Raw genomic sequence first — 19,382 nt, forward strand, 5'->3', positions numbered from 1 at the left:
CCGCAAACCAAAAACCCGGCCTCGCGCCGGGTTTTTTATGTCGGCCGTGGTTCCGAACCGTCGGTGTGGCGGAACTATCGAGGCATGGAACCCCTGTGCTCGTCACAGGGGTCCATGCCTCAGCATTCCCGATGCATTTCGGCTACAAGATCAAACTGGCGGCGTGCCGTTCTTTTCCAGAACCTCGCCCGCGAGGTAGAGCGATCCGCAGATCAGGATGCGCGGCGACGCGTCGGCTCTGTCCCAGGTTTCGGCCAGAAGCCGCAGGGCGCTCTCCACCGACGAGACCGGCTCGGCCGTCAGGCCCGCCTCCATCGCCCGCGCGGCCAGTTCATCATTGGGCACGCCGGACTCCGAATGCGTGACCGGGACCGTGAAGACATGGCGAGCCATGCCCTCGAACGCCCGGAAATAACCCGACTGGTCCTTGGTGTTGATCATGCCCGCGATGAGGAACAGCGGACGCGGGCGCTTTTCCTCCTGTTCGGCCATGGCTTCGGCGATGACGGTTCCGGCGCCCGGATTGTGGCCGCCGTCGAGCCAGATTTCCGCACCCTCCGGCGCGAGGTCGACGAGCCGGCCCTCGGCCAGCCTTTGCATGCGGCCCGCCCAATCGACCTTCTTCATCGCGCGTTCGGCCACGCGCAGCGAGCCGTCGAAGCCGGCTGACTTGATCGCGGCGATGGCGGTCGCGGCATTGGCATATTGGTGGCGGCCGATCAGACGCGGCAAGGCAAGGTCCATCAGCCCGTCATCGTCCTGATAGATCAGCCGGCCGTTTTCCTCATAGGCGATGAAATCCTGTCCGTAGATCAGAACCGGGCACCCGTGCCGCTCGGCGGCATCGATCAGCACCTCGCGCGCGGCGTCATGTTCCTGCGCGCCGATGACGACGGGCTGGCCGCGCTTGACGATGCCGGCCTTTTCGGCGGCGATGAGTTCGACCCGGTCGCCCAGATACGCCTCATGATCGAGCGAGATCGGCATGATGACGGAGACGGCGGGGCGGGCGATCACATTGGTCGCGTCGAAGCGCCCGCCGAGCCCGACCTCAAGGATCGTCGCGTCGGCCGGATGCTCGGAAAAGAGTACGAAGCCGACGGCGGTCAGGATTTCGAATACGGTGATCGTGCGACCTTCATTGGCGCTTGCGACGCGCGCGATCGCTTCGGCGAAGACGGCGTCGTCGACCAGCCTTCCCCCGCCGGCTTCACCCAGACGATAACGTTCGTGCCAGCGCACCAGATGCGGCGAGGTGTGGACATGGACCGTGCGGCCGCCAGCCTCGAGCAAAGCGCGCGAAAAGGCGGCCGCCGACCCCTTGCCGTTGGTGCCGGCGATGTGGATCACCGGCGGCAGGCGATCCTGCGGATTGCCGAGGCGCTCGAGCAGATCGCGAATGCGCTCCAGCGAAAGGTCGAAACCCTTCGGATGCAGCGACATCAGCCGCTCGATCTGCTGCTCGGCGGTCAAAAGCGTCATGGCCGGGCTCCGATGCTGAGTGTCAGGCGGCGGTCTTTTCGTCAGCCTCGTGCGACAAATCGGCGAGCGCGGGCACCGGCTCCAGCGGCGTGTGCGTCAGAATCTTCAGGAGCCGCGCGATCGTCGACTTCAGTTCGAGGCGCGAGACGACCATGTCGACCATGCCGTGCTCCATCAGATATTCGGCACGCTGGAAGCCTTCCGGCAGCTTCTCGCGGATCGTCTGCTCGATGACGCGCGGACCGGCAAAGCCGATCAGGGCGCCTGGCTCGGCAATGTGAACGTCGCCCAGCATCGCGTAGGAAGCGGTCACGCCGCCCGTCGTCGGATTGGTCAGAACGACGATATAGGGCAGGCCGGCTTCCTTCAGCCGGTCGACCACGACCGTCGAGCGGGCGAGCTGCATCAGGGACAGGATGCCTTCCTGCATGCGCGCGCCGCCCGAAGCTGCGAACAGCACCAGCGGGCGCTTCTTCTCGATCGCAGTTTCGAAACCGCGAATGATCGCCTCGCCGGCCGCCATGCCGAGCGAGCCGCCCATGAAGGCGAAATCCTGAACCGTCGCGACGATCGGCAGGCCCTCGATCGTGCCGACACCGTTGAGGACGGCATCTTCCATGCCCGTCTTGGCCTTGGCGTCGCGCAGGCGGTCCGTATAGCGCTTTTCGTCGCGGAATTTCAGCGGATCGACGGGCGCCTTCGGGTTCTCGACGGTCTCGTATATGCCATCGTCGAAGAAGTAGCGCAGCCGCTCCTTCGCCGAGATCTTCATGTGATAGCCGCTCGCCGGAATCACATATTGATTGCTCTCCAGATCCTTGTGGAACACCATCTCGCCCGTCTCGGGATCCTTGATCCACAGATTCTCGGGCATGTCGCGCCGGCCGAGCATCGAATTGATCTTGGGGCGGACGTAATTCGTGATCCAGTTCATCGCGGGGCCTGTTCTTTTATCCGTTATAGCCGTTCGATTGGAGATGGGCCGGTCAGCTTGCCTTTGCAAGGCGCGCGGACCGCACGCCCTGCGCCAGACCGGACACCAGCGTCGCCACGGCCTCGGCCGGATCGGCGGTCTTATCGCCTTTCGGCCCGAGCACATTGGCGACCGCGTTGACGATGGCCGTGCCGACGACGACGCCATCCGCCGACGCGCCAATGGCGCGGGCCTGCTCGGCCGTCTTGACGCCGAAGCCGACGCAGACCGGCAGATCCGTGTGGCCCTTGATGCGGGCGACAGCACCGGCCACCTTGGTCGTGTCGGGCAGCGCGGAACCGGTGATACCGAGCATCGATACATAATAGACGAAGCCCGACGTGTTTTCGAGAACCTTGGGCAGGCGCTTGTCGTCGGTCGTGGGCGTCGCGAGGCGGATGAAATTGATGCCCGCCTTCAACGCCGGGACGCACAATTCGGCGTCCATCTCGGGCGGCAGGTCGACCACGATCAGCCCGTCGATGCCGGATGCCTTGGCGTCGGTCAGGAAACGCTCGACGCCGTAGATGTAGATGGGGTTGTAATAGCCCATCAGCACAATCGGCGTCTCATCGTCCTCGCGGCGGAAATCGGCCGCCATCGCGAGCGTCTTCTTCAGCGTCTGGCCGGCCTTCAGCGCGCGCAACCCGGCCGCCTGGATCGCCGGGCCGTCGGCCATCGGATCGGAAAACGGCATGCCGAGTTCGATCACGTCGGAACCTGCCTTCGGCAGCGCCTTCATGATCGACAGCGAGGTCTCGTAATCCGGGTCGCCGCCCATGAAATAGGTCACGAGCGCGGGGCGGCCCTCTTCTTTCAATGCGGCCATGCGGCGGTCGATGCGGGTGTCGGTCATTCTCAGATCTCCATGCCCATCATCGTGGCCACCGTGTGCACGTCCTTGTCGCCGCGGCCGGACAAATTGACGATGATCGTCTCGTCCTTGCGCATCTGCGGCGCGATCTTCATCGCCTGCGCGATGGCATGGGCCGATTCCAGCGCCGGGATGATGCCTTCCGTCTTCGTGCAGAGCTGGAAGGCTTCCATCGCCTCGTCGTCCATGATCGGGACATATTCGACGCGGCCCGTATCGCGCAGCCAGGAGTGTTCGGGGCCGACGCCGGGATAGTCGAGGCCGGCCGAGATCGAGTGGCCGTCCTTGATCTGCCCGTCCTCGTCCTGCAACAGATAGGTGCGGTTCCCATGCAGGACGCCCGGTCTGCCGGCGCTCATCGATGCGCAATGCTCGTCGCCCGACAGGCCATGCCCGCCGGCTTCCACGCCGACGATCTTCACGTCGGGATCGTCGAGGAACGGATGGAAGATGCCGATGGCGTTCGAGCCGCCGCCGACCGCCGCAATGACGACGTCGGGCAGACGCCCTTCCTGTTCGAGCATCTGCGCGCGTGCCTCGATGCCGATCACCGACTGGAACTCGCGCACCAGTTCGGGATAGGGATGCGGGCCGGCGGCGGTGCCGATCAGGTAATAGGTGTCCTCGACATTCGTGACCCAGTCGCGCAGGGCCTCGTTCATGGCATCCTTGAGCGTGCCGTGGCCGGCGGAAACGGGGTTCACCTCGGCACCGAGCAGCTTCATGCGAAAGACGTTGGGCTTTTGACGCTCGACATCGGTCGCGCCCATATAGACGACGCAGGGCAGGTTGAACCGCGCCGCGACAGTCGCCGAGGCGACGCCGTGCTGGCCCGCCCCCGTCTCGGCGATGATCCGCGTCTTGCCCATGCGGCGTGCGAGCAGGATCTGGCCGAGGCAATTGTTGATCTTGTGCGAGCCGGTGTGGTTCAGATCCTCGCGCTTGAAGAAGATGCGCGCGCCGCCCAAATGCCGCGTCAGGCCCTCGGCGAAATAGAGCTTGGACGGCCGGCCCGCATAATGCGTCGACAGCGATTTCAGCTCGGCCTGAAATTCGGGATCGACCTTGGCCGCGTTCCATTCGCGCTCCAGATCGAGGATCAGCGGCATCAGCGTCTCGGCGACGAAGCGTCCGCCGAAGATGCCGAACATGCCCTCATGATCGGGGCCTGTACGGAATGAATTGGGCGCAACCGGGCTGTTCATGAAAATCTCCTCAGGCCATCTGGGCGCGCGCGGCGCGAATTGCCGCGAAGAATTCTTCGATCAGCGCCGGGTCCTTGATCCCCGGAGCGCTTTCCACGCCGGACGATATGTCGATGCCGGGCGGGTTCGTCTGCCGCAGCGCATCGCCGATATTGCCGACATTGAGCCCCCCGGAAAGCATGTAATCGACATCGCGGTCAAGCGCGGCGAGAAGGCGCCAGTCGAACGACACGCCGTTGCCGCCCGGAAGATCAGAACCCTTGGGCGGTTTGGCGTCGAAGAGGAACCGGTCGGCGATGCCGCGATAGGGCGCGATGAGCGCAAGATCGTCAGGCGTGCTGACCGCGAACGCCTTCATGACCGGCAGGCCGTAACGCTGCTTCACCTCGGACGCACGCTGGGGCGTTTCCTTGCCGTGAAGCTGGATCATGTCGGGTGACATGGCGGAAACGATGGCGTCCAGCACGGCATCATCGGCATCCACCGTGACGGCGACGGCCTTCGCCTTGCCGCGCGCGCCTTCGCGCAGGCGGTGCGCCTCATCTGGCTCAATATGGCGTGGGCTCTTTTCGAAGAAGATGAAGCCAATGTGAGACGCGCCGTTGCCGAGCGCGGCATTCACCGCTGCTTCGGTCTTCAGGCCGCAGATCTTGATGTCGAAAGTCATGAGAGGCGAGTGGCATGAAAACGCGGCGAAGTCGAGGAGAAGGCTTCTCGGCACGCATTTGAGGTTGAACGGTAGAGGCCTGGATTCCTGTGACGAGCACAGGAATGACGGCGAGACGGGTAATGGAACTCGCCACGCCAGAGATTTGCAAAACCATCTATCCCGTCATTCCTGTGCTCGTCACAGGAATCCAGGCCTCTACATCCATGACGGCAGGACTTTGTCGTCAATCCGCCCCGAAACCGATCGCCTGCAGCGCGCCGCCGTTCTTCTTCAGCCAGGCGCGGGCCTCGTCGGTGCGGGAGCATAGGTCTCGGCACAGCGCCCAGAATTTCGGGCCGTGGTTCATCTCTTTCAGATGCGCGACCTCGTGGGCGACGAGGTAGTCGATGACCGGTTTCGGGGCCATCATGATGCGCCAGGAAAAGGAGAGCGCGCCGTCCGACGTGCACGAGCCCCAGCGGCTCGTCGTGTCCTTGAAGCGGATCGACTTGGCGGGGCGACCGACGCTTGCCGTATGCTTTTCGACCAGCACCGCGATGTCGCGCTTCGCCTCGCGCTTGAGAAAGTCCGCCAGTCGGCGCGGCAGGTGGCGTTCGTCGCCGTGGACGATCAGTGCCGGTTCGCCGCCGGCATCGCCGATGCTGACGGTTCCGCGCCCCGGCCGGTGGACGATGAGATGCGGCACGCCGCGCAGCGGAAGCCGTGCGCCAGGCCGCAGGGTCGCGTCACCGGGCAGTTTTGCCAGACGCGCTTCGAGCCAGCCGCTATGCCGTTCAAGGAATTTGTCGACCTCGCGGGGAGCGACGCCCGGCGGGATCGTTATGCGCAGACCCTTGCCCCCTGCGTCGATGCGCAAGGTCAGGCGCTTGGCGCGCGCGTTCTCGACGATGCGCAACGGCAAGGTTCGGTCCGCGACGCGATGATCGCGGACGATCGGCGCAGCGGGCGCGCGCTGACGGGAGCGGAAAAGACCAAGCACCATGGCGTCAATCTAGACGATTCGAACCGGTGAATATCCGAAAAACGATCCTGAAACGAAAACGGCGCCGCATGAGCGGCGCCGTGGCATGTTCGTTCAAACCGGCGATCAGGCCGGGTTGAGGATTTCGCCGTTCTGAGGCTTTTCAGGCGTATTGCGTGAGTTCTTCGACATGAAGCGGTCGAACTCTTCCTGATCCTTGGCACGGCGCAGTTCGCGCAGATACTCGTCGAACTCGGTGCGCATCTCGTCGAGCTTGCGACGCTCTTCCTCGATGCGGGCGAGTTCCTTCTCGCGCCAGTCGTCGAAAGCGACGTTGCCCGTGCGCGGCGCGCTGGTGCGATAAGCGCCCTTGCGGCAGGAGGAGAAGAACCCGTCGGTTGCGCGGTTCATCTCGCTCTTGAAGCCGTCGAGGCGATCGCCCCAGATGATGTAGGCAAGCATGGCGAGGCCCAGCGGCCAGAACACCATGAAGCCGATGACCATCAAGGCGATGGTGGCTGGCGTCCATGCTGGACGGATCAGTGCGGTCTTCGTCATCGTCACCCGTTCCTTTCCCGGTGGCTTGCAGCCCTCGTGACTGCTCCAAAGCAGATGGGAAGGGTGCAAACCGACTTCAAGAAAAATCGGATGGGCGGGGTGGCGGATGGTTCTGGACCGGGGTTGTTTTGGGACCATAGAGGCATGGACCCCTGTGACGAGCACAGGGGTGACGGCGGAAAGGGTGATGGAAATCGCTTACGTCGGAGATTGCCAGGAACCTTCATCCCGTCACCCCTGTGCTTGTCACAGGGGTCCATGGCCAAATGATTCCGCCTCATCAGCCGGGCAGGATTGCCTTCATCGTCTGCGCAGCCGCGCCGCAACGCGATCGAGAAAAAACACGGCAAGTCCGGCCACAAGACCCCAGAACGCCGCGCCGATACCGGCGACGGCGACACCCGAGGCCGTGACCGCGAAGGCGACGATTGCAGGCGCGCGCTCGGCGGGGTCAGCCATGGCGAGCGCCAGCGCATTGGTGAGCGGGCCGAGCAGACCGATGCCGGCCACGAGCAGGATGAGGCTCGGCGGCAACACGTCGAAAAGCGCGACGACCGACGCACCGAAGATCGCGAAGAAAACGTACCAGAGTGCGTAGAACGGCCCGGTCAGCCAGCGCTTCTTCGGATCGGGATGGGCGTCGGGGTCCGTGCAGATCGCCGCCGATATGGCGGCAAGATTGGTGGTGAGCGCGTTGAAGGGAGCGGAGACGAGCGAGAAGAACCCCGTGGTCGCGATCAGCGCACCGGCCGGTGGCTCGTAGCCTGCCGCGCGCAGGACGGCGATGCCGGCCAGGTTCTGCGAGGCCATGGTGACCAGATAGAGCGGAACGGCCAGCCCGATGAAGGCAGCAAGCGAGAATTCCGGCGTCGTCCAGACCAGAGTCGACATCTCGAAGGCCGGGAGCGTTCCGACCCGCCCCAGCATGACAGCGAGCGCGACGCCTCCAACGAGAACCACGAGGACCGACAGCGCCGGATTGACGAGGCGGATGACGAAGAAGGCGACGATCAGCGGCAGGACGAGCACTGGGTCGGCTCCAGCGGCACGCGCCGCGCCCATGACGAAGGCCACGACGATGCCGGCGAGCATGCCCGACGCGACCGAGGACGGGATCAGCGCGACGAGCCTTGTCAGCGGGCGGACCAGCCCCGTAAGCGTCAGCAGCAAAGCGGCACCGACGAACGCGCCGACCGCCTCGCCCATCGTGAAGCCCGCGCTCGCGCCGATCAGCGCCGCGCCGGGCGTCGACCATGCGGTGATGACGGGCATGCGCGTCCACCACGAGAGGATGAGCGTCTCGGCCGCCTTGGCGAGGCACACCGCCGTCACCATGCTCGCGGTCTGCGTCTGCGTCGCACCAACGGCGCTGGCTGCTGCGATGACGAGCGCCAGCGTGCCGCCGAAGCCGACGACCGCCGCGACGAAGGAGGAGACGACGACCGACAGCCGCATCAGTCGCAAATCCGCTCGACCAGCCCCTGTGTGGCCTTCAGGATCAGCGCGATGTCCTGCGGCCGCGACAGGCGGTGATCGCCATCCTTGACCAGCGAGATCGTCACGTCGTCGGCCGGCAGATGCTCCACGAGCTTGAGCGCATGGGTGTGCGGCACGTCGGGGTCGGCGAGACCCTGGATGATCGTGACGGGGCAGTGGGTGTCGACGATGCCGTCCATGACGCGGTTCGCCCGCCCATCCTCGAACAGCGCGCGCGTGTAGGTATTGGGTTCCGGTGAATATTCCGACGGCTCTTCCATGTAGCCCTTCGTTTCGAGGTCGCGGCGATGGGCGTCGGTCAGTTCCGGCTCCATCAGTTCCATGGTGAAGTCGGGCGCAGGGGCGAGCAGCAAAAGCGCGCCGATGCGATCGCCCTCGCCTGCCTTGTGCAGTTCCTGCACCATGCGAAGCGCAATCCATGCGCCCATGGACGAGCCGACGAGGATCTGAGGGCCTTCGGTCCTCTGCCGAAAGATTGCGAGGCTTTGCGCGAGCCACCGCGAGATGGTGCCATCCCTGAAGTCGCCGCCCGATTCCCCGTGTCCCGAATAATCGTGGCGCAGGAAGGCGCGGCTGTTGTCGCGCGCCCAGGCGTCCAGCGCCTCTGCCTTGGTCCCGAGCATGTCGGAGCGATATCCGCCGAGCCACACGACCCCCGGCGCGGCTCCCGCGCGGTGGCGATAGGCGATGTTGCTTCCCTCGACATTGACGTGTTCGGGCGCTTCGATCATGTCCCTCTCCTTGATCCGGCAGCGATTTGCGCCATCTGATAGCATGGGCGCAACAGATCGCCAGTTTTTCGCGCGACCCGTGATTTTTTGCCCGTGCCGTGTTATTGACACGCGCAATAGCCGAGCGCATTGCAGCGCCCGCCTGAAAATTCAGTCCTGAACGTCAATGATTTGAGGAGACTACGACCATTCGCAGACCGTTCAAAGCCGCGGCGCCGACCAAAGAAGGCCCGCGCTCCAACCGCGACATCCGCGTACCGCAGGTACAGCTCATCGATGCCGAAGGCCAGAATCGTGGCGTCGTGTCGATCAATGAAGCCCTGATCCTCGCCGAGGAAGCAGGAATGGATCTCGTGGAAATCTCGCCGAACCAGACGCCGCCCGTCTGCAAGATCACCGATCTCGGCAAGATGAAGTATCAGAGCCAGAAAAAGGCCGCCGAGGCGCGCAAGAAGCAGAAGACCATCGAGATCAAGGAGATCAAGATGCGTCCGAACATCGACACGCACGATTACGACGTGAAGATGCGCGCGGTTCGTCGCTTCTTCGACGAAGGCGACAAGGTCAAGCTGACACTGCGTTTCCGCGGCCGCGAGATGGCGCATATGGAACTGGGCATGAAGCTGCTCAACCGCGTGCGCGAGGAAGTCGCCGAGATCGCCAAGGTCGAGGCCGAACCGAAGCTCGAAGGCCGCCAGATGATGATGGTGCTCGCGCCACGCTGAGCTGCAAATTTCCGCATTCGGCGCAGCGGATCGAATCTCCGTTGCGTTTTATCGTCGGCGCGGCTATAGACTCCGCGTTCATGAGCCGTCCGGCAGGGCATGCCGTGTCGGCTCGTAATGCTTAAAAGCTCAACTCGATATCGAGCGAAGCGAGAAGCGGTCGAAAGGCCGCCGTCGGTCATCCGACGCCCTCGCGGAGCGGCCGGTGCAAGCCGGCCTGCGTGAGCGCAGAGAAACGGAGAAGCAAAATGCCCAAGATGAAGACGAAGTCTTCGGCCAAGAAGCGGTTCAAGATCACCGCTTCCGGCAAGGTCAAGGCGGCTGCCGCAGGCAAGCGCCATGGCATGATCAAGCGTTCCAACAAGTTCATCCGCGACGCGCGCGGCATGATGGTTCTGGCCGAGCCCGATGGGAAGAAGGTCATCAAGAACTATCTGCCGAACGGCGGCGGGCTTTGAGCTTTCAGAACCGATTTTAAGGAGATCATGACATGGCACGAGTCAAAAGGGGCGTAACGTCCCACGCCAAGCACAAGAAGGTTCTGAAGGCCGCCAAGGGTTTTTACGGCCGCCGCAAGAACACCATCCGCATCGCCAAGCAGGCGGTCGAGAAGTCGCTGCAATACGCCTACCGCGACCGCAAGAACCGCAAGCGCAATTTCCGCGCTTTGTGGATTCAGCGCATCAATGCGGCCGTCCGCGAGCATGGCCTGACCTATGGCCGCTTCATCGACGGCCTGAACAAGGCCGGCATCGAGGTCGACCGCAAGGTTCTGTCCGATCTGGCGATTCATGAGCCGGCGGCATTCACCGCCCTGGTCGCCAAGTCCAAAGGTGCCCTCGAGTACCTCAAGGACAAGACACCGGGTGAGTTTGAGCGCGCTGTCGCCTGAGCCAGCGCTTCCCAAACCCTGCGAATTTGATAATTGGGAACCCGCGCTGGACAACCGGCGCGGGTTTTTCCTTGCCTGAACCAAGATCAGTGGATGACGATCCGATGAGCGAACTCGACACACTCGAAACGATGGTAATGGCCGGCGTTGCCGCAGCTTCCGACGAAGGCTCGCTCGAAGAGTTGCGGATCGCTGCGCTCGGCAAGAAGGGTTCGGTTTCCGAAAAACTCAAGACACTCGGTGCAATGAGCCCCGAGGAGCGCCAGACGATGGGACCGGCGATCAACGGCCTGAAGCAGCGCGTCACCGACGCGATCGCAGCACGCAAGAGCGAATTGCGCGACGCGGCGATCGACGCGCGTCTTACCGCAGAAAAACTCGATGTGACACTTCCCGTTCGCCAGTCGCCGGCCGAGCGCGGACGCATCCACCCGATCAGCCAGGTAATCGACGAGATTACGGCGATCTTCGGCGATCTCGGCTTCGCCATCGCCGAGGGGCCGGACGTCGAGACGGACTATTACAATTTCACCGCGCTGAACTTCCCCGAAGGCCATCCGGCGCGCGAGATGCACGACACGTTCTTCTTCCAGCCGAATGAGGCGGGCGAAAGAAAGCTTTTGCGCACGCACACCTCGCCGGTGCAAATCCGCACGATGGAGACGCAAAAGCCGCCGATCCGCATCGTCATTCCCGGCAAGACCTACCGGCAGGATTCCGACGCCACCCATTCGCCGATGTTCCATCAGGTCGAGGGTCTGGTGGTCGACAAGACCGCCAACGTCGCCAACATGAAGTGGGTGCTCGAAGAGTTCTGCAAGGCGTTCTTCGAGGTGCCGCAGGTGAAGATGCGATTCCGCCCGTCCTTCTTCCCCTTCACCGAGCCATCGATGGAGGTCGACATCCAGTGCGACCGATCGCGGCCCGGCGAAGTGCGCTTCGGCGAAGGCAGCGACTGGATGGAAATCCTCGGCTGCGGCATGGTTCACCCGAACGTGCTGCGCGCCGGCGGCCTCGACCCGGATGAATATCAGGGTTTCGCCTGGGGCATGGGCATCGACCGCATCGCCATGCTGAAATACGGCATGCCGGATTTGCGCGCCTTCTTCGACGCGGATGTGCGCTGGCTGTCGCATTACGGCTTCCGCCCGCTCGACATGCCGACGCTGTTCGGGGGGTTGTCGAGCTAGGTATGCCGACGGTCTTGCGCAAATACGGTATCCGGTTCCATTTCTACGGATCGGATATGGGCGAGCCGCCGCACATTCACGCGTCGGGCCAGGGCGGCAAGGCGAAGGTTTGGCTGAACGCGGTCGAGTTCGCCGAACATCAAGGCTTCAAGAGTTCCGACTTGAAGCGTATCCTCGAAGTTGCCAACGAGCACAGGAACGAGTTTCTGGAGGCGTGGGATGAATTCTTCAAATCCGTATCCGGACAGTGAGCGTCCGATAGAGGCGTGGTGCGACCCGTCCAGTCTGCATGTGCGGCTGGGAGATGGAAGGGAAGTCGTTACCCCGCTATGGTGGTATCCCCGGCTTCTGGCAGCGACCGCTTCCGAGAGAAACAAGGTGGAATTGATGCTGGACGGCGTTCACTGGCCGGACGTAGACGAGGATCTTTCCGTGCGCGGAATGCTGAGCGGGTGGAAGTATCCGGACGCGGTCAAGCCGCAGATCGCGGCAGAGTAATCATGACGATCCACACAGGTTCCTGCCGCTGCGGCCTGATCGCGCTCGACGCTTCCGCCGAGCCGACCTTCCGCTCCTATTGCCATTGCCGCGATTGCCGCAAGCAGACCGGCGCGCCGGTCATGGCGTTTGTGGGCTTTCGCGACGAGCATCTGACATGGCACGGCGAGCCGAAGACGTGGCGCGCGGGTGGTGTGACGCGGTCGTTCTGTGAGCATTGCGGAAGCCAGATCGGCTATCGCGACGAAAGACTGCCGGGTGAAATCTATCTGTCGCTCGGCTTCATGGACGATCCGGAAAATTATCCGCCCACACGCCATGCCTTTGTGGAACGGCAACTGCCGTTCCTTCACATTGATGACGACCTTCCACGCTTCAACGGCTTTTCCGTCGAACGCTGACCTTCAGACTGGACGAACACGATGAAATTCACGCTTTCCTGGCTCAAGGACCACCTGGACACCGACGCCTCGCTCGACGAGATCTGCGAGCGACTGACCATGATCGGCCTTGAGGTCGAGGCGGTCGACGACAAGGCGGCGCTGAAGCCGTTCGTCATCGCGAAGGTCGTCAGCGCCGTCCAGCATCCCGACGCCGACAAGCTGCGCGTGCTGATGGTGGATACCGGCGACGGCCAACCCATACAGGTCGTGTGCGGCGCGCCGAATGCGCGCGAAGGTCTTGTCGGCGCGTTCGCCGCGCCGGGCGCATATGTTCCGGGCATCGACGTGACTTTGTCCGTCGGCAAGATCAGAGGCGTCGAAAGCCACGGCATGATGTGCTCGGAGCGCGAATTGCAGCTTTCGGACGCGCATGACGGCATCATCGACCTGCCCGCAGATGCGCCGGTCGGCACGCCGTTCGCGACCTATGCGAAGCTCGACGATCCGGTGATCGAGATCAATTTGACGCCCAACCGGCCGGATGCGACGAGCGTCCATGGCATCGCGCGCGATCTGGCCGCCTCGGGTCTCGGTACGCTGAAGACATCACCGGTCAAGCCTGTGGCCGGAACCGGCGAGACCCCAGTGAAGGTGATGATCGAGGACGGCGAGCTTTGCCCCGGCTTCGCGCTGCGGCTGGTAAAGGGCGTCAAGAACGGCGCTTCGCCGAAATGGATGCAGCAGCGTTTGATCTCCATCGGCCTTCGCCCGATCAACGCCCTGGTCGACATCACCAATTACGTCACATTCGATCGTGGCCGTCCGCTCCACGTTTTCGACGCCGCCAAGGTCAAAGGCGACCTCACCGTTCGCTCGGCGCGGGATGGCGAAAAGGTGCTGGCGCTCGACACGCGCGAATACACCTTGAAGCAAGGCATGTGCGTCATCACTGACGAGAACGGCGTCGAATCCATCGCTGGCATCATGGGCGGCGAGCATTCGGGCTGCGACGAGAACACAAGCGACGTGCTGATCGAATCGGCGCTGTGGAACCCGATCAACGTGGCGCAGACGGGGCGCGCGCTCGGCATCATCACCGATGCGCGCTATCGCTTCGAGCGCGGCGTCGATCCCGAATTCATGGTGCCGGGCATCGAGTTGGCGACGCGGCTCGTTCTCGACATCTGCGGCGGCACGGCGAGCGAAACGCAGGTCACCGGCTATGCTGGCTACGAGGCGAAGCGCATCTCGATGCCAGCTTCGGAGGTCAAGCGCCTGACGGGGTTGGACGTCTCGAAGAACGAATCGATCTCGATCCTCGACCGCCTCGGCTTCGCACCGCAGGACAAGGGTGAGGCGATCGAGGTCGCCGTGCCGTCCTGGCGTCCCGACGTCGACGGCAAGGCCGACATCGTCGAGGAAGTCATGCGACTTTACGGTGTCGACAACATCGCGCCGCAACCATTGCCGTCCTTCGGCGCGGTCAATTCGAAGATGCTGACGCCGATTCAGATTCGCACGCGCGCAACGAAGCGGGCGCTGGCCGTGCGCGGCATGATGGAGGCCGTCACATGGTCGTTCATCCCGGCCGCCCATGCCGAACTTTTCGGCGGCGGGACCACAGCGCTCAAGCTTGCAAACCCGATCGCCGCCGACATGTCCGACATGCGCCCGTCGCTTTTGCCGGGGCTGATCGCAGCCGCGCAGCGCAATGCCGATCGCGGGCTGAATGATGTCGCGCTGTTCGAAGTGTCGGGAACCTATGAAAGCGATGCACCGGACGGCCAGCGGCGCGTGGCGGCAGGCATCCGTCGCGGTACGGCGAAGCTCGATGGTTCGGGCCGCAACTGGGCGGGCAATGCAGGCCCCGTCGGCGTCTTCGACGCCAAGGCCGACGCCTTCGCGGCCCTCGAAGCGGCCGGCGCGCCGGTCGACAAGCTTCAGGTCGAGGCGGGCGGCCCGGCGTGGTATCACCCCGGCCGTTCGGGCACGATCAAGCTTGGGCCGAAGATGGTGCTGGGCACGTTCGGCGAATTCCATCCGAAGACGCTGGACGCGCTCGACGCCGCCGGCCCGCTCGCCGGCTTCGAGGTGTTTCTCGACGCGATCCCCGAGCCGAAGGCCAAGGCGACGCGGACCAAGCCGAAGCTCGAACTCTCGCCCTTCCAGGCGGTGAAGCGCGATTTCGCCTTCGTCGTCGACAAGGGGATCGAGTCCGCTGCGATCGTCAAGGCCGCGTCCGGGGCGGACAAGAAGCTCGTTTCGGACGTGCGCGTCTTCGATATCTTCGAAGGTTCTTCGCTCGGCGCCGACAAGAAGTCCGTCGCCATCGAGGTCGCGATCCAGCCCGCTGATCGCACATTGACCGACGAGGATTTCGAGGCGTTGGCGGCCAAGATCGTCGCCAATGTGGAGAAGTCGACGGGCGGGGTCCTGAGGGCGTGACGATGTTCCGCTGGGGCGTCCTGTCGACCGCGAAGATCGCGCGGGATCATGTGATCCCGGCGATCCTCGAATCGGAAAACGGCGTGCTGGCGGGCATCGCCAGCCGCGACGGTGCGCGGGCGGCGGCGCTCGCGACACGGTTCGGCGCGCCCCATTCTTTCGGCTCCTACGACGACCTCCTCGCATCCGATGCCATCGACGGCGTCTATATTCCGCTGCCGACCTCCGAACACGCCGAATGGGCGATCCGGGCCGCCGATGCCGGCAAGCATGTGCTGGTGGAAAAGCCGCTGGCGCTCAAAGCCGCCGACATCGAGCCGGTCATCGCCGCGCGGGACCGCAACGGCGTTGTTGTTTCCGAAGCCTTCATGGTCTTCTACCATCCGCAATGGGCGAAGGTGCGCGACCTGATCGCCGCCGGCGCGATCGGCCGGCTGCGGAAGGTCCAGGGCGCATTTACCTACTTCAACCGCGACCCCGACAATATGCGCAACAGGCTCGATCTCGGCGGCGGCGCGCTGCCCGATATCGGTGTCTATCCGATCGTCACGACCCGCCTCGCCACGGGCGCGGAGCCGAAACGCGTTCGCGCGACGGTCAAGCGGGACCGCGATTTTCGAACCGACATCCTCGCCGATGTGACCGCCGATTTCTGCGATTTCGAACTGTCCTTCTACTGCTCGACCCAGATGGCCCTGCGGCAGGAAATGGTCTTCCACGGGGAGGACGGTTTCATTTCCGTCCATGCGCCCTTCAATGCGGGCGATTTCGATCACCACCGCATCGAACTTCACGACCAGCGCCGCGTCGAAGCGCGCGTTTTCCGGTTTCCCGGCACACGGCAATACCGGATTCAGGTCGAGGCGTTCGCCGCGCGGGCACGCGGTCAAGACATCGCCATCTTCTCGCTCGAAGATTCCCTGCGCAACCAGCTTGTCGTGAACGCGTCATACCGGGCGGGCGAAAAGGACGGATGGGAATTCGTCTGAGCGGCGAGCGAATGTACGCTCCGTTAATATTTCAACTCGACATTTTGCGTGATCGATAGATCAATGGGAATGGGGATTGATTCGGGAGATGGAACGCTGAAGAACAAGGTCTGGGCTCTGATCGGTCTTTGCGCCGTCGCCTTGTCGATCTGGCTTCTTGCCAAGGAATTGCGCGGAACCTCGCTCGACGAGTTCTGGGACAGTTTCGTGGCCATCGGCGCGCGCGACTGGTGCCTCGCCGTCATCGCCACGCTCGGCGCTTATGCCGCGCTGGCCGGATATGATCACCTCGCGCTGATGCACCTGAAGCGAAAGGTGGGCTGGCTCTTCATCTCACTCTGCTCGTTCACCACCTATGCCCTTGCGCACAATATCGGCGCATCCGTCTTTTCCGGGGCGCTGGTGCGCTACCGCGCCTATTCCTCGAAAGGGCTGACGGCGTCCGAGGTCGGCGTTCTCGTCGCCTTCTGCTCGTTTACGTTCGCGCTCGGGACGCTGCTCCTGACCGGGCTGGTGCTGCTCATCAAGCCGGACATCACCGAGCGTTTCGTCGACGTTCTCCCGGTCGAGGCTTCGACGACGACGGGGCTTTTCATCCTCGCACTGATCGCCATCTACGTCCTGGGTAGCTGGCTGAAACTGCGCCCGCTCAAGATCGGCTCCTTCGAGCTGACCTATCCGCGCCTGCCGATCGTCTCGCGCCAGCTCGTCATCGCACCGCTCGAACTCGCCTGCGCCGCCGCCATCGTCTATTTCGTGTTGCCGGAAGCGGGAAACCCCGGTTACTTCATCGTGCTCGGCATTTTCCTCGTCTCCTTCTCGGTCGCGTTGCTGAGCCATGCGCCGGGCGGCATCGGCGTTCTGGAACTGGTGTTCATCACCGGCCTGCCGGAGATGGACCCGGTCGACGTTCTGGCCGCGCTCTTCGTGTTCCGGCTTCTCTACCTGATCATTCCACTTGTCCTGTCGCTGTTCGTGGTGCTCGGTTTCGAGCGCGCGCAACTCTCGGGGAAGGCAACGGCAAAACCGGAAACACCCTGACCGGGCTTTGACGGTGGATTGATTGCCTGGACCGACTTGCGTCCCAAATTGGCCCTTCTTATATACGCCGCACAGTTGCGACGGGCACTGCAAAAGCTCGCGCGCGGCACTTTCACTGAAACGGGGGCCGTCGTCCGGAACGCCTCATTGGGTCCAAAGACGGCCTGCCAAGCGGAGACAAGAAAAATGGCTAAAGTAATCGGTATCGACCTTGGAACGACCAATTCCTGCGTCGCCGTCATGGATGGCAAGGACGCGAAGGTGATCGAGAACGCGGAAGGCGCGCGCACGACGCCTTCGATCGTCGCATTCACGGGCGACGGCGAGCGCCTCGTCGGCCAGCCGGCCAAGCGCCAGGCGGTCACGAACCCGGAAAACACCCTCTTTGCGATCAAGCGCCTGATCGGCCGCACCTTCGACGATCCGACCACGCAGAAGGACAAGGGCATGGTGCCCTACCAGATCATCAAGGCGGGCAATGGCGACGCCTGGGTGAAGGCGCACGAGACCGATTATTCCCCCTCGCAGATTTCCGCGATGATCCTTCAGAAGATGAAGGAAACCGCCGAATCCTATCTCGGCGAGAAGGTCGAGAAGGCCGTGATCACCGTTCCGGCCTATTTCAACGACGCCCAGCGTCAGGCCACCAAGGATGCCGGCAAGATTGCCGGCCTTGAAGTCCTGCGCATCATCAACGAGCCGACGGCTGCCGCGCTCGCCTATGGCCTCGACAAGAAGGACGGCAAGACCATCGCCGTTTACGATCTTGGCGGCGGCACGTTCGACATCTCGATTCTCGAGATCGGCGATGGCGTGTTCGAGGTGAAGTCGACCAATGGCGACACGTTCCTCGGCGGCGAGGATTTCGACATGCGCCTCGTCGAATACCTCGCGGGCGAGTTCAAGAAGGAACAGGGCATCGATTTGAAGGGCGACAAGCTGGCCCTGCAGCGCCTCAAGGAAGCCGCCGAGAAGGCGAAGATCGAGCTTTCCTCTTCCGCGCAGACCGAGATCAACCTGCCCTTCATCACGGCCGACCAGACCGGTCCGAAGCACCTGACGATGAAGCTCACGCGCGCCAAGTTCGAGAGCCTCGTCGACGATCTCGTGCAGCGCACCGTCGGCCCCTGCAAGGCGGCGCTCAAGGATGCCGGCCTCAATGCGGGCGAAGTCGACGAAGTCGTCCTCGTCGGCGGCATGACGCGCATGCCCAAGGTGCATGAGGTCGTGAAGCAGTTCTTCGGCAAGGAGCCGCACAAGGGCGTCAACCCGGACGAAGTCGTCGCCATGGGTGCGGCCATCCAGGCCGGCGTTCTGCAGGGCGACGTCAAGGACGTGCTACTGCTCGACGTGACGCCGCTGTCGCTCGGCATCGAGACGCTGGGCGGCGTGTTCACGCGCCTCATCGACCGCAACACGACGATCCCGACCAAGAAGTCGCAGACCTTCTCCACCGCCGAGGACAACCAGTCGGCCGTGACGATCCGCGTCTTCCAGGGTGAGCGCGAAATGGCCGCCGACAACAAGGCGCTCGGCCAGTTCGACCTCGTCGGCATTCCGCCCGCACCGCGCGGCGTGCCGCAGATCGAGGTCGCGTTCGACATCGACGCCAACGGCATCGTCAACGTCTCGGCCAAGGACAAGGGCACCGGCAAGGAGCACCAGATCCGCATCCAGGCGTCGGGGGGCCTTTCCGACGCGGACATCGAGAAGATGGTCAAGGACGCCGAGGCGAATGCCGACACCGACAAGAAGCGTCGCGCAGCCGTCGAGGCGAAGAACCAGGCCGAAAGCCTGATCCACTCGTCCGAGAAGTCGCTCAAGGATTACGGCGACAAGGTTTCGGCCGAGGATCGTCAGGCGATCGAGACCGCGATTGCCGACCTGCGCACCGCCGTCGAAGGCGACGATGCGGAGGACATCACGGCCAAGACGAATACGCTGGCCGAAGTGTCCATGAAGCTCGGTCAGGCCATGTATGAGGCCAGCCAGGCGGAAGCTGCCGAAGCCGACGCCAAGGCGGATGCCGCCAAGAGCGGCGAAGACGTGGTCGATGCCGATTTCGAGGAAATCGACGACAACGACGACAAGAAGAAGTCCGCCTGATTGCACGAAGACGAACGGGGAACCCGGCCTTGCGCCGGGTTTCTTCGTTTTTGATGCGAATTGTTGCCGAAATGCGCGTGGCTCTTTGCCGGCGCTATGGCATAGGAGGCTCGGGCTTCCTAAATCGAGCGCTGGCGTAACGCCGTTTCGAGTGCCGCGAAG

The 19,382-nt window shown here is 63.5% G+C and carries 20 protein-coding genes; 11 read left to right on the forward strand and 9 right to left on the reverse strand.

Annotated elements, in window-relative coordinates; translation table 11 throughout:
- Positions 1 to 150 precede the first annotated feature (150 nt).
- The 9 genes from GTW25_RS07755 to GTW25_RS07795 form a co-directional block, all read right to left on the reverse strand.
- Complete coding sequence (locus tag GTW25_RS07755; RefSeq protein ID WP_252911488.1) at positions 151 to 1,482, reverse strand: bifunctional folylpolyglutamate synthase/dihydrofolate synthase; 1,332 nt, start codon at positions 1,480 to 1,482, stop codon at positions 151 to 153.
- A gap of 22 nt (positions 1,483 to 1,504) precedes the next feature.
- On the reverse strand, positions 1,505 to 2,416 hold the full coding sequence (gene accD / locus GTW25_RS07760; RefSeq protein WP_372493090.1) for an acetyl-CoA carboxylase, carboxyltransferase subunit beta: 912 nt from the start codon (positions 2,414 to 2,416) through the stop codon (positions 1,505 to 1,507).
- 52 nt (positions 2,417 to 2,468) lie between these two features.
- Entirely contained in the window at positions 2,469 to 3,311 is an 843-nt protein-coding gene (gene trpA, locus GTW25_RS07765) for a tryptophan synthase subunit alpha (RefSeq protein ID WP_252911489.1), read from the reverse strand.
- A 2-nt stretch (positions 3,312 to 3,313) separates the two neighbouring features.
- Positions 3,314 to 4,534, reverse strand: coding sequence for a tryptophan synthase subunit beta (trpB, locus tag GTW25_RS07770; protein WP_252911490.1), 1,221 nt, complete (start codon positions 4,532 to 4,534; stop codon positions 3,314 to 3,316).
- 10 nt (positions 4,535 to 4,544) lie between these two features.
- The gene (locus GTW25_RS07775) at positions 4,545 to 5,201 is read right to left on the reverse strand and encodes a phosphoribosylanthranilate isomerase (RefSeq protein WP_252911491.1); all 657 of its coding nucleotides are present in this window, start codon (positions 5,199 to 5,201) and stop codon (positions 4,545 to 4,547) included.
- 226 nt (positions 5,202 to 5,427) lie between these two features.
- Positions 5,428 to 6,186, reverse strand: a complete 759-nt coding sequence (locus GTW25_RS07780) for a M48 family metallopeptidase (protein WP_252911492.1) — start codon at positions 6,184 to 6,186, stop codon at positions 5,428 to 5,430.
- A 105-nt stretch (positions 6,187 to 6,291) separates the two neighbouring features.
- A complete protein-coding gene (locus tag GTW25_RS07785; protein WP_252911493.1) occupies positions 6,292 to 6,723 on the reverse strand; it encodes a DUF2852 domain-containing protein in 432 nt (143 codons plus the stop codon).
- Between the two features lie 300 nt (positions 6,724 to 7,023).
- Positions 7,024 to 8,178, reverse strand: coding sequence for a benzoate/H(+) symporter BenE family transporter (locus tag GTW25_RS07790; RefSeq protein ID WP_252911494.1), 1,155 nt, complete (start codon positions 8,176 to 8,178; stop codon positions 7,024 to 7,026).
- Positions 8,178 to 8,951, reverse strand: coding sequence for an alpha/beta hydrolase (locus GTW25_RS07795; protein WP_252911495.1), 774 nt, complete (start codon positions 8,949 to 8,951; stop codon positions 8,178 to 8,180). The genes GTW25_RS07790 and GTW25_RS07795 overlap by 1 nt, the downstream gene beginning before the upstream one ends.
- Before the next feature lie 188 nt (positions 8,952 to 9,139).
- Between GTW25_RS07795 and infC the strand changes: the two genes are divergently transcribed.
- From infC to dnaK, 11 genes are all read left to right on the forward strand, one after another.
- Positions 9,140 to 9,676, forward strand: coding sequence for a translation initiation factor IF-3 (gene infC, locus GTW25_RS07800; RefSeq protein ID WP_252912037.1), 537 nt, complete (start codon positions 9,140 to 9,142; stop codon positions 9,674 to 9,676).
- 248 nt (positions 9,677 to 9,924) lie between these two features.
- Entirely contained in the window at positions 9,925 to 10,134 is a 210-nt protein-coding gene (rpmI, locus tag GTW25_RS07805) for a 50S ribosomal protein L35 (protein WP_252911496.1), read from the forward strand.
- 32 nt (positions 10,135 to 10,166) lie between these two features.
- Positions 10,167 to 10,568, forward strand: coding sequence for a 50S ribosomal protein L20 (gene rplT, locus GTW25_RS07810; RefSeq protein WP_252911497.1), 402 nt, complete (start codon positions 10,167 to 10,169; stop codon positions 10,566 to 10,568).
- Positions 10,569 to 10,672: 104 nt separating this feature from the next.
- Positions 10,673 to 11,758, forward strand: a complete 1,086-nt coding sequence (pheS, locus tag GTW25_RS07815; RefSeq protein WP_252911498.1) for a phenylalanine--tRNA ligase subunit alpha — start codon at positions 10,673 to 10,675, stop codon at positions 11,756 to 11,758.
- Positions 11,759 to 11,760: 2 nt separating this feature from the next.
- Positions 11,761 to 12,009 (forward strand): DUF4160 domain-containing protein, encoded by a 249-nt coding sequence (locus tag GTW25_RS07820; protein ID WP_252911499.1) that lies wholly within the window; start codon positions 11,761 to 11,763, stop codon positions 12,007 to 12,009.
- The gene (locus GTW25_RS07825) at positions 11,978 to 12,256 is read left to right on the forward strand and encodes a DUF2442 domain-containing protein (RefSeq protein WP_252911500.1); all 279 of its coding nucleotides are present in this window, start codon (positions 11,978 to 11,980) and stop codon (positions 12,254 to 12,256) included. Before GTW25_RS07820 ends, GTW25_RS07825 begins: the two co-directional genes overlap by 32 nt.
- 2 nt (positions 12,257 to 12,258) lie before the next feature.
- Entirely contained in the window at positions 12,259 to 12,657 is a 399-nt protein-coding gene (locus GTW25_RS07830; RefSeq protein WP_252911501.1) for a GFA family protein, read from the forward strand.
- 21 nt (positions 12,658 to 12,678) lie between these two features.
- Complete coding sequence (gene pheT / locus GTW25_RS07835) at positions 12,679 to 15,084, forward strand: phenylalanine--tRNA ligase subunit beta (protein ID WP_252911502.1); 2,406 nt, start codon at positions 12,679 to 12,681, stop codon at positions 15,082 to 15,084.
- A 2-nt stretch (positions 15,085 to 15,086) separates the two neighbouring features.
- Entirely contained in the window at positions 15,087 to 16,073 is a 987-nt protein-coding gene (locus GTW25_RS07840; RefSeq protein ID WP_252912038.1) for a Gfo/Idh/MocA family protein, read from the forward strand.
- A 63-nt stretch (positions 16,074 to 16,136) separates the two neighbouring features.
- Complete coding sequence (locus GTW25_RS07845) at positions 16,137 to 17,114, forward strand: lysylphosphatidylglycerol synthase transmembrane domain-containing protein (RefSeq protein ID WP_252911503.1); 978 nt, start codon at positions 16,137 to 16,139, stop codon at positions 17,112 to 17,114.
- Positions 17,115 to 17,261: 147 nt separating this feature from the next.
- Positions 17,262 to 19,220 carry a molecular chaperone DnaK gene (gene dnaK, locus GTW25_RS07850; protein ID WP_290127947.1) on the forward strand — a complete coding sequence of 653 codons (1,959 nt, stop codon included), beginning with the start codon at positions 17,262 to 17,264 and terminating at the stop codon, positions 19,218 to 19,220.
- Positions 19,221 to 19,382 lie beyond the last annotated feature (162 nt).

The organism is Aliihoeflea aestuarii, from assembly GCF_024105665.1.
Classification (GTDB): Bacteria; Pseudomonadota; Alphaproteobacteria; order Rhizobiales; family Rhizobiaceae; genus Aliihoeflea; species Aliihoeflea aestuarii.

Excerpts from the sequence above, each read along its gene's own strand:
- trpB (WP_252911490.1), bottom strand. The coding sequence starts at position 4,534 with ATGAACAGCCCGGTTGCGCCCAATTCATTCCGTACAGGCCCCGATCAT.
- GTW25_RS07780 (WP_252911492.1), bottom strand. The coding sequence starts at position 6,186 with ATGGTGCTTGGTCTTTTCCGCTCCCGTCAGCGCGCGCCCGCTGCGCCG.
- GTW25_RS07825 (WP_252911500.1), top strand. The coding sequence starts at position 11,978 with ATGAATTCTTCAAATCCGTATCCGGACAGTGAGCGTCCGATAGAGGCG.
- pheS (WP_252911498.1), top strand. The coding sequence starts at position 10,673 with ATGAGCGAACTCGACACACTCGAAACGATGGTAATGGCCGGCGTTGCC.
- GTW25_RS07790 (WP_252911494.1), bottom strand. The coding sequence starts at position 8,178 with ATGCGGCTGTCGGTCGTCGTCTCCTCCTTCGTCGCGGCGGTCGTCGGC.
- GTW25_RS07830 (WP_252911501.1), top strand. The coding sequence starts at position 12,259 with ATGACGATCCACACAGGTTCCTGCCGCTGCGGCCTGATCGCGCTCGAC.
- GTW25_RS07795 (WP_252911495.1), bottom strand. The coding sequence starts at position 8,951 with ATGATCGAAGCGCCCGAACACGTCAATGTCGAGGGAAGCAACATCGCC.
- pheT (WP_252911502.1), top strand. The coding sequence starts at position 12,679 with ATGAAATTCACGCTTTCCTGGCTCAAGGACCACCTGGACACCGACGCC.
- rpmI (WP_252911496.1), top strand. The coding sequence starts at position 9,925 with ATGCCCAAGATGAAGACGAAGTCTTCGGCCAAGAAGCGGTTCAAGATC.
- GTW25_RS07840 (WP_252912038.1), top strand. The coding sequence starts at position 15,087 with ATGTTCCGCTGGGGCGTCCTGTCGACCGCGAAGATCGCGCGGGATCAT.
- GTW25_RS07845 (WP_252911503.1), top strand. The coding sequence starts at position 16,137 with ATGGGAATGGGGATTGATTCGGGAGATGGAACGCTGAAGAACAAGGTC.
- GTW25_RS07775 (WP_252911491.1), bottom strand. The coding sequence starts at position 5,201 with ATGACTTTCGACATCAAGATCTGCGGCCTGAAGACCGAAGCAGCGGTG.
- GTW25_RS07820 (WP_252911499.1), top strand. The coding sequence starts at position 11,761 with ATGCCGACGGTCTTGCGCAAATACGGTATCCGGTTCCATTTCTACGGA.
- GTW25_RS07785 (WP_252911493.1), bottom strand. The coding sequence starts at position 6,723 with ATGACGAAGACCGCACTGATCCGTCCAGCATGGACGCCAGCCACCATC.
- trpA (WP_252911489.1), bottom strand. The coding sequence starts at position 3,311 with ATGACCGACACCCGCATCGACCGCCGCATGGCCGCATTGAAAGAAGAG.
- accD (WP_372493090.1), bottom strand. The coding sequence starts at position 2,416 with ATGAACTGGATCACGAATTACGTCCGCCCCAAGATCAATTCGATGCTC.
- rplT (WP_252911497.1), top strand. The coding sequence starts at position 10,167 with ATGGCACGAGTCAAAAGGGGCGTAACGTCCCACGCCAAGCACAAGAAG.
- GTW25_RS07755 (WP_252911488.1), bottom strand. The coding sequence starts at position 1,482 with ATGACGCTTTTGACCGCCGAGCAGCAGATCGAGCGGCTGATGTCGCTG.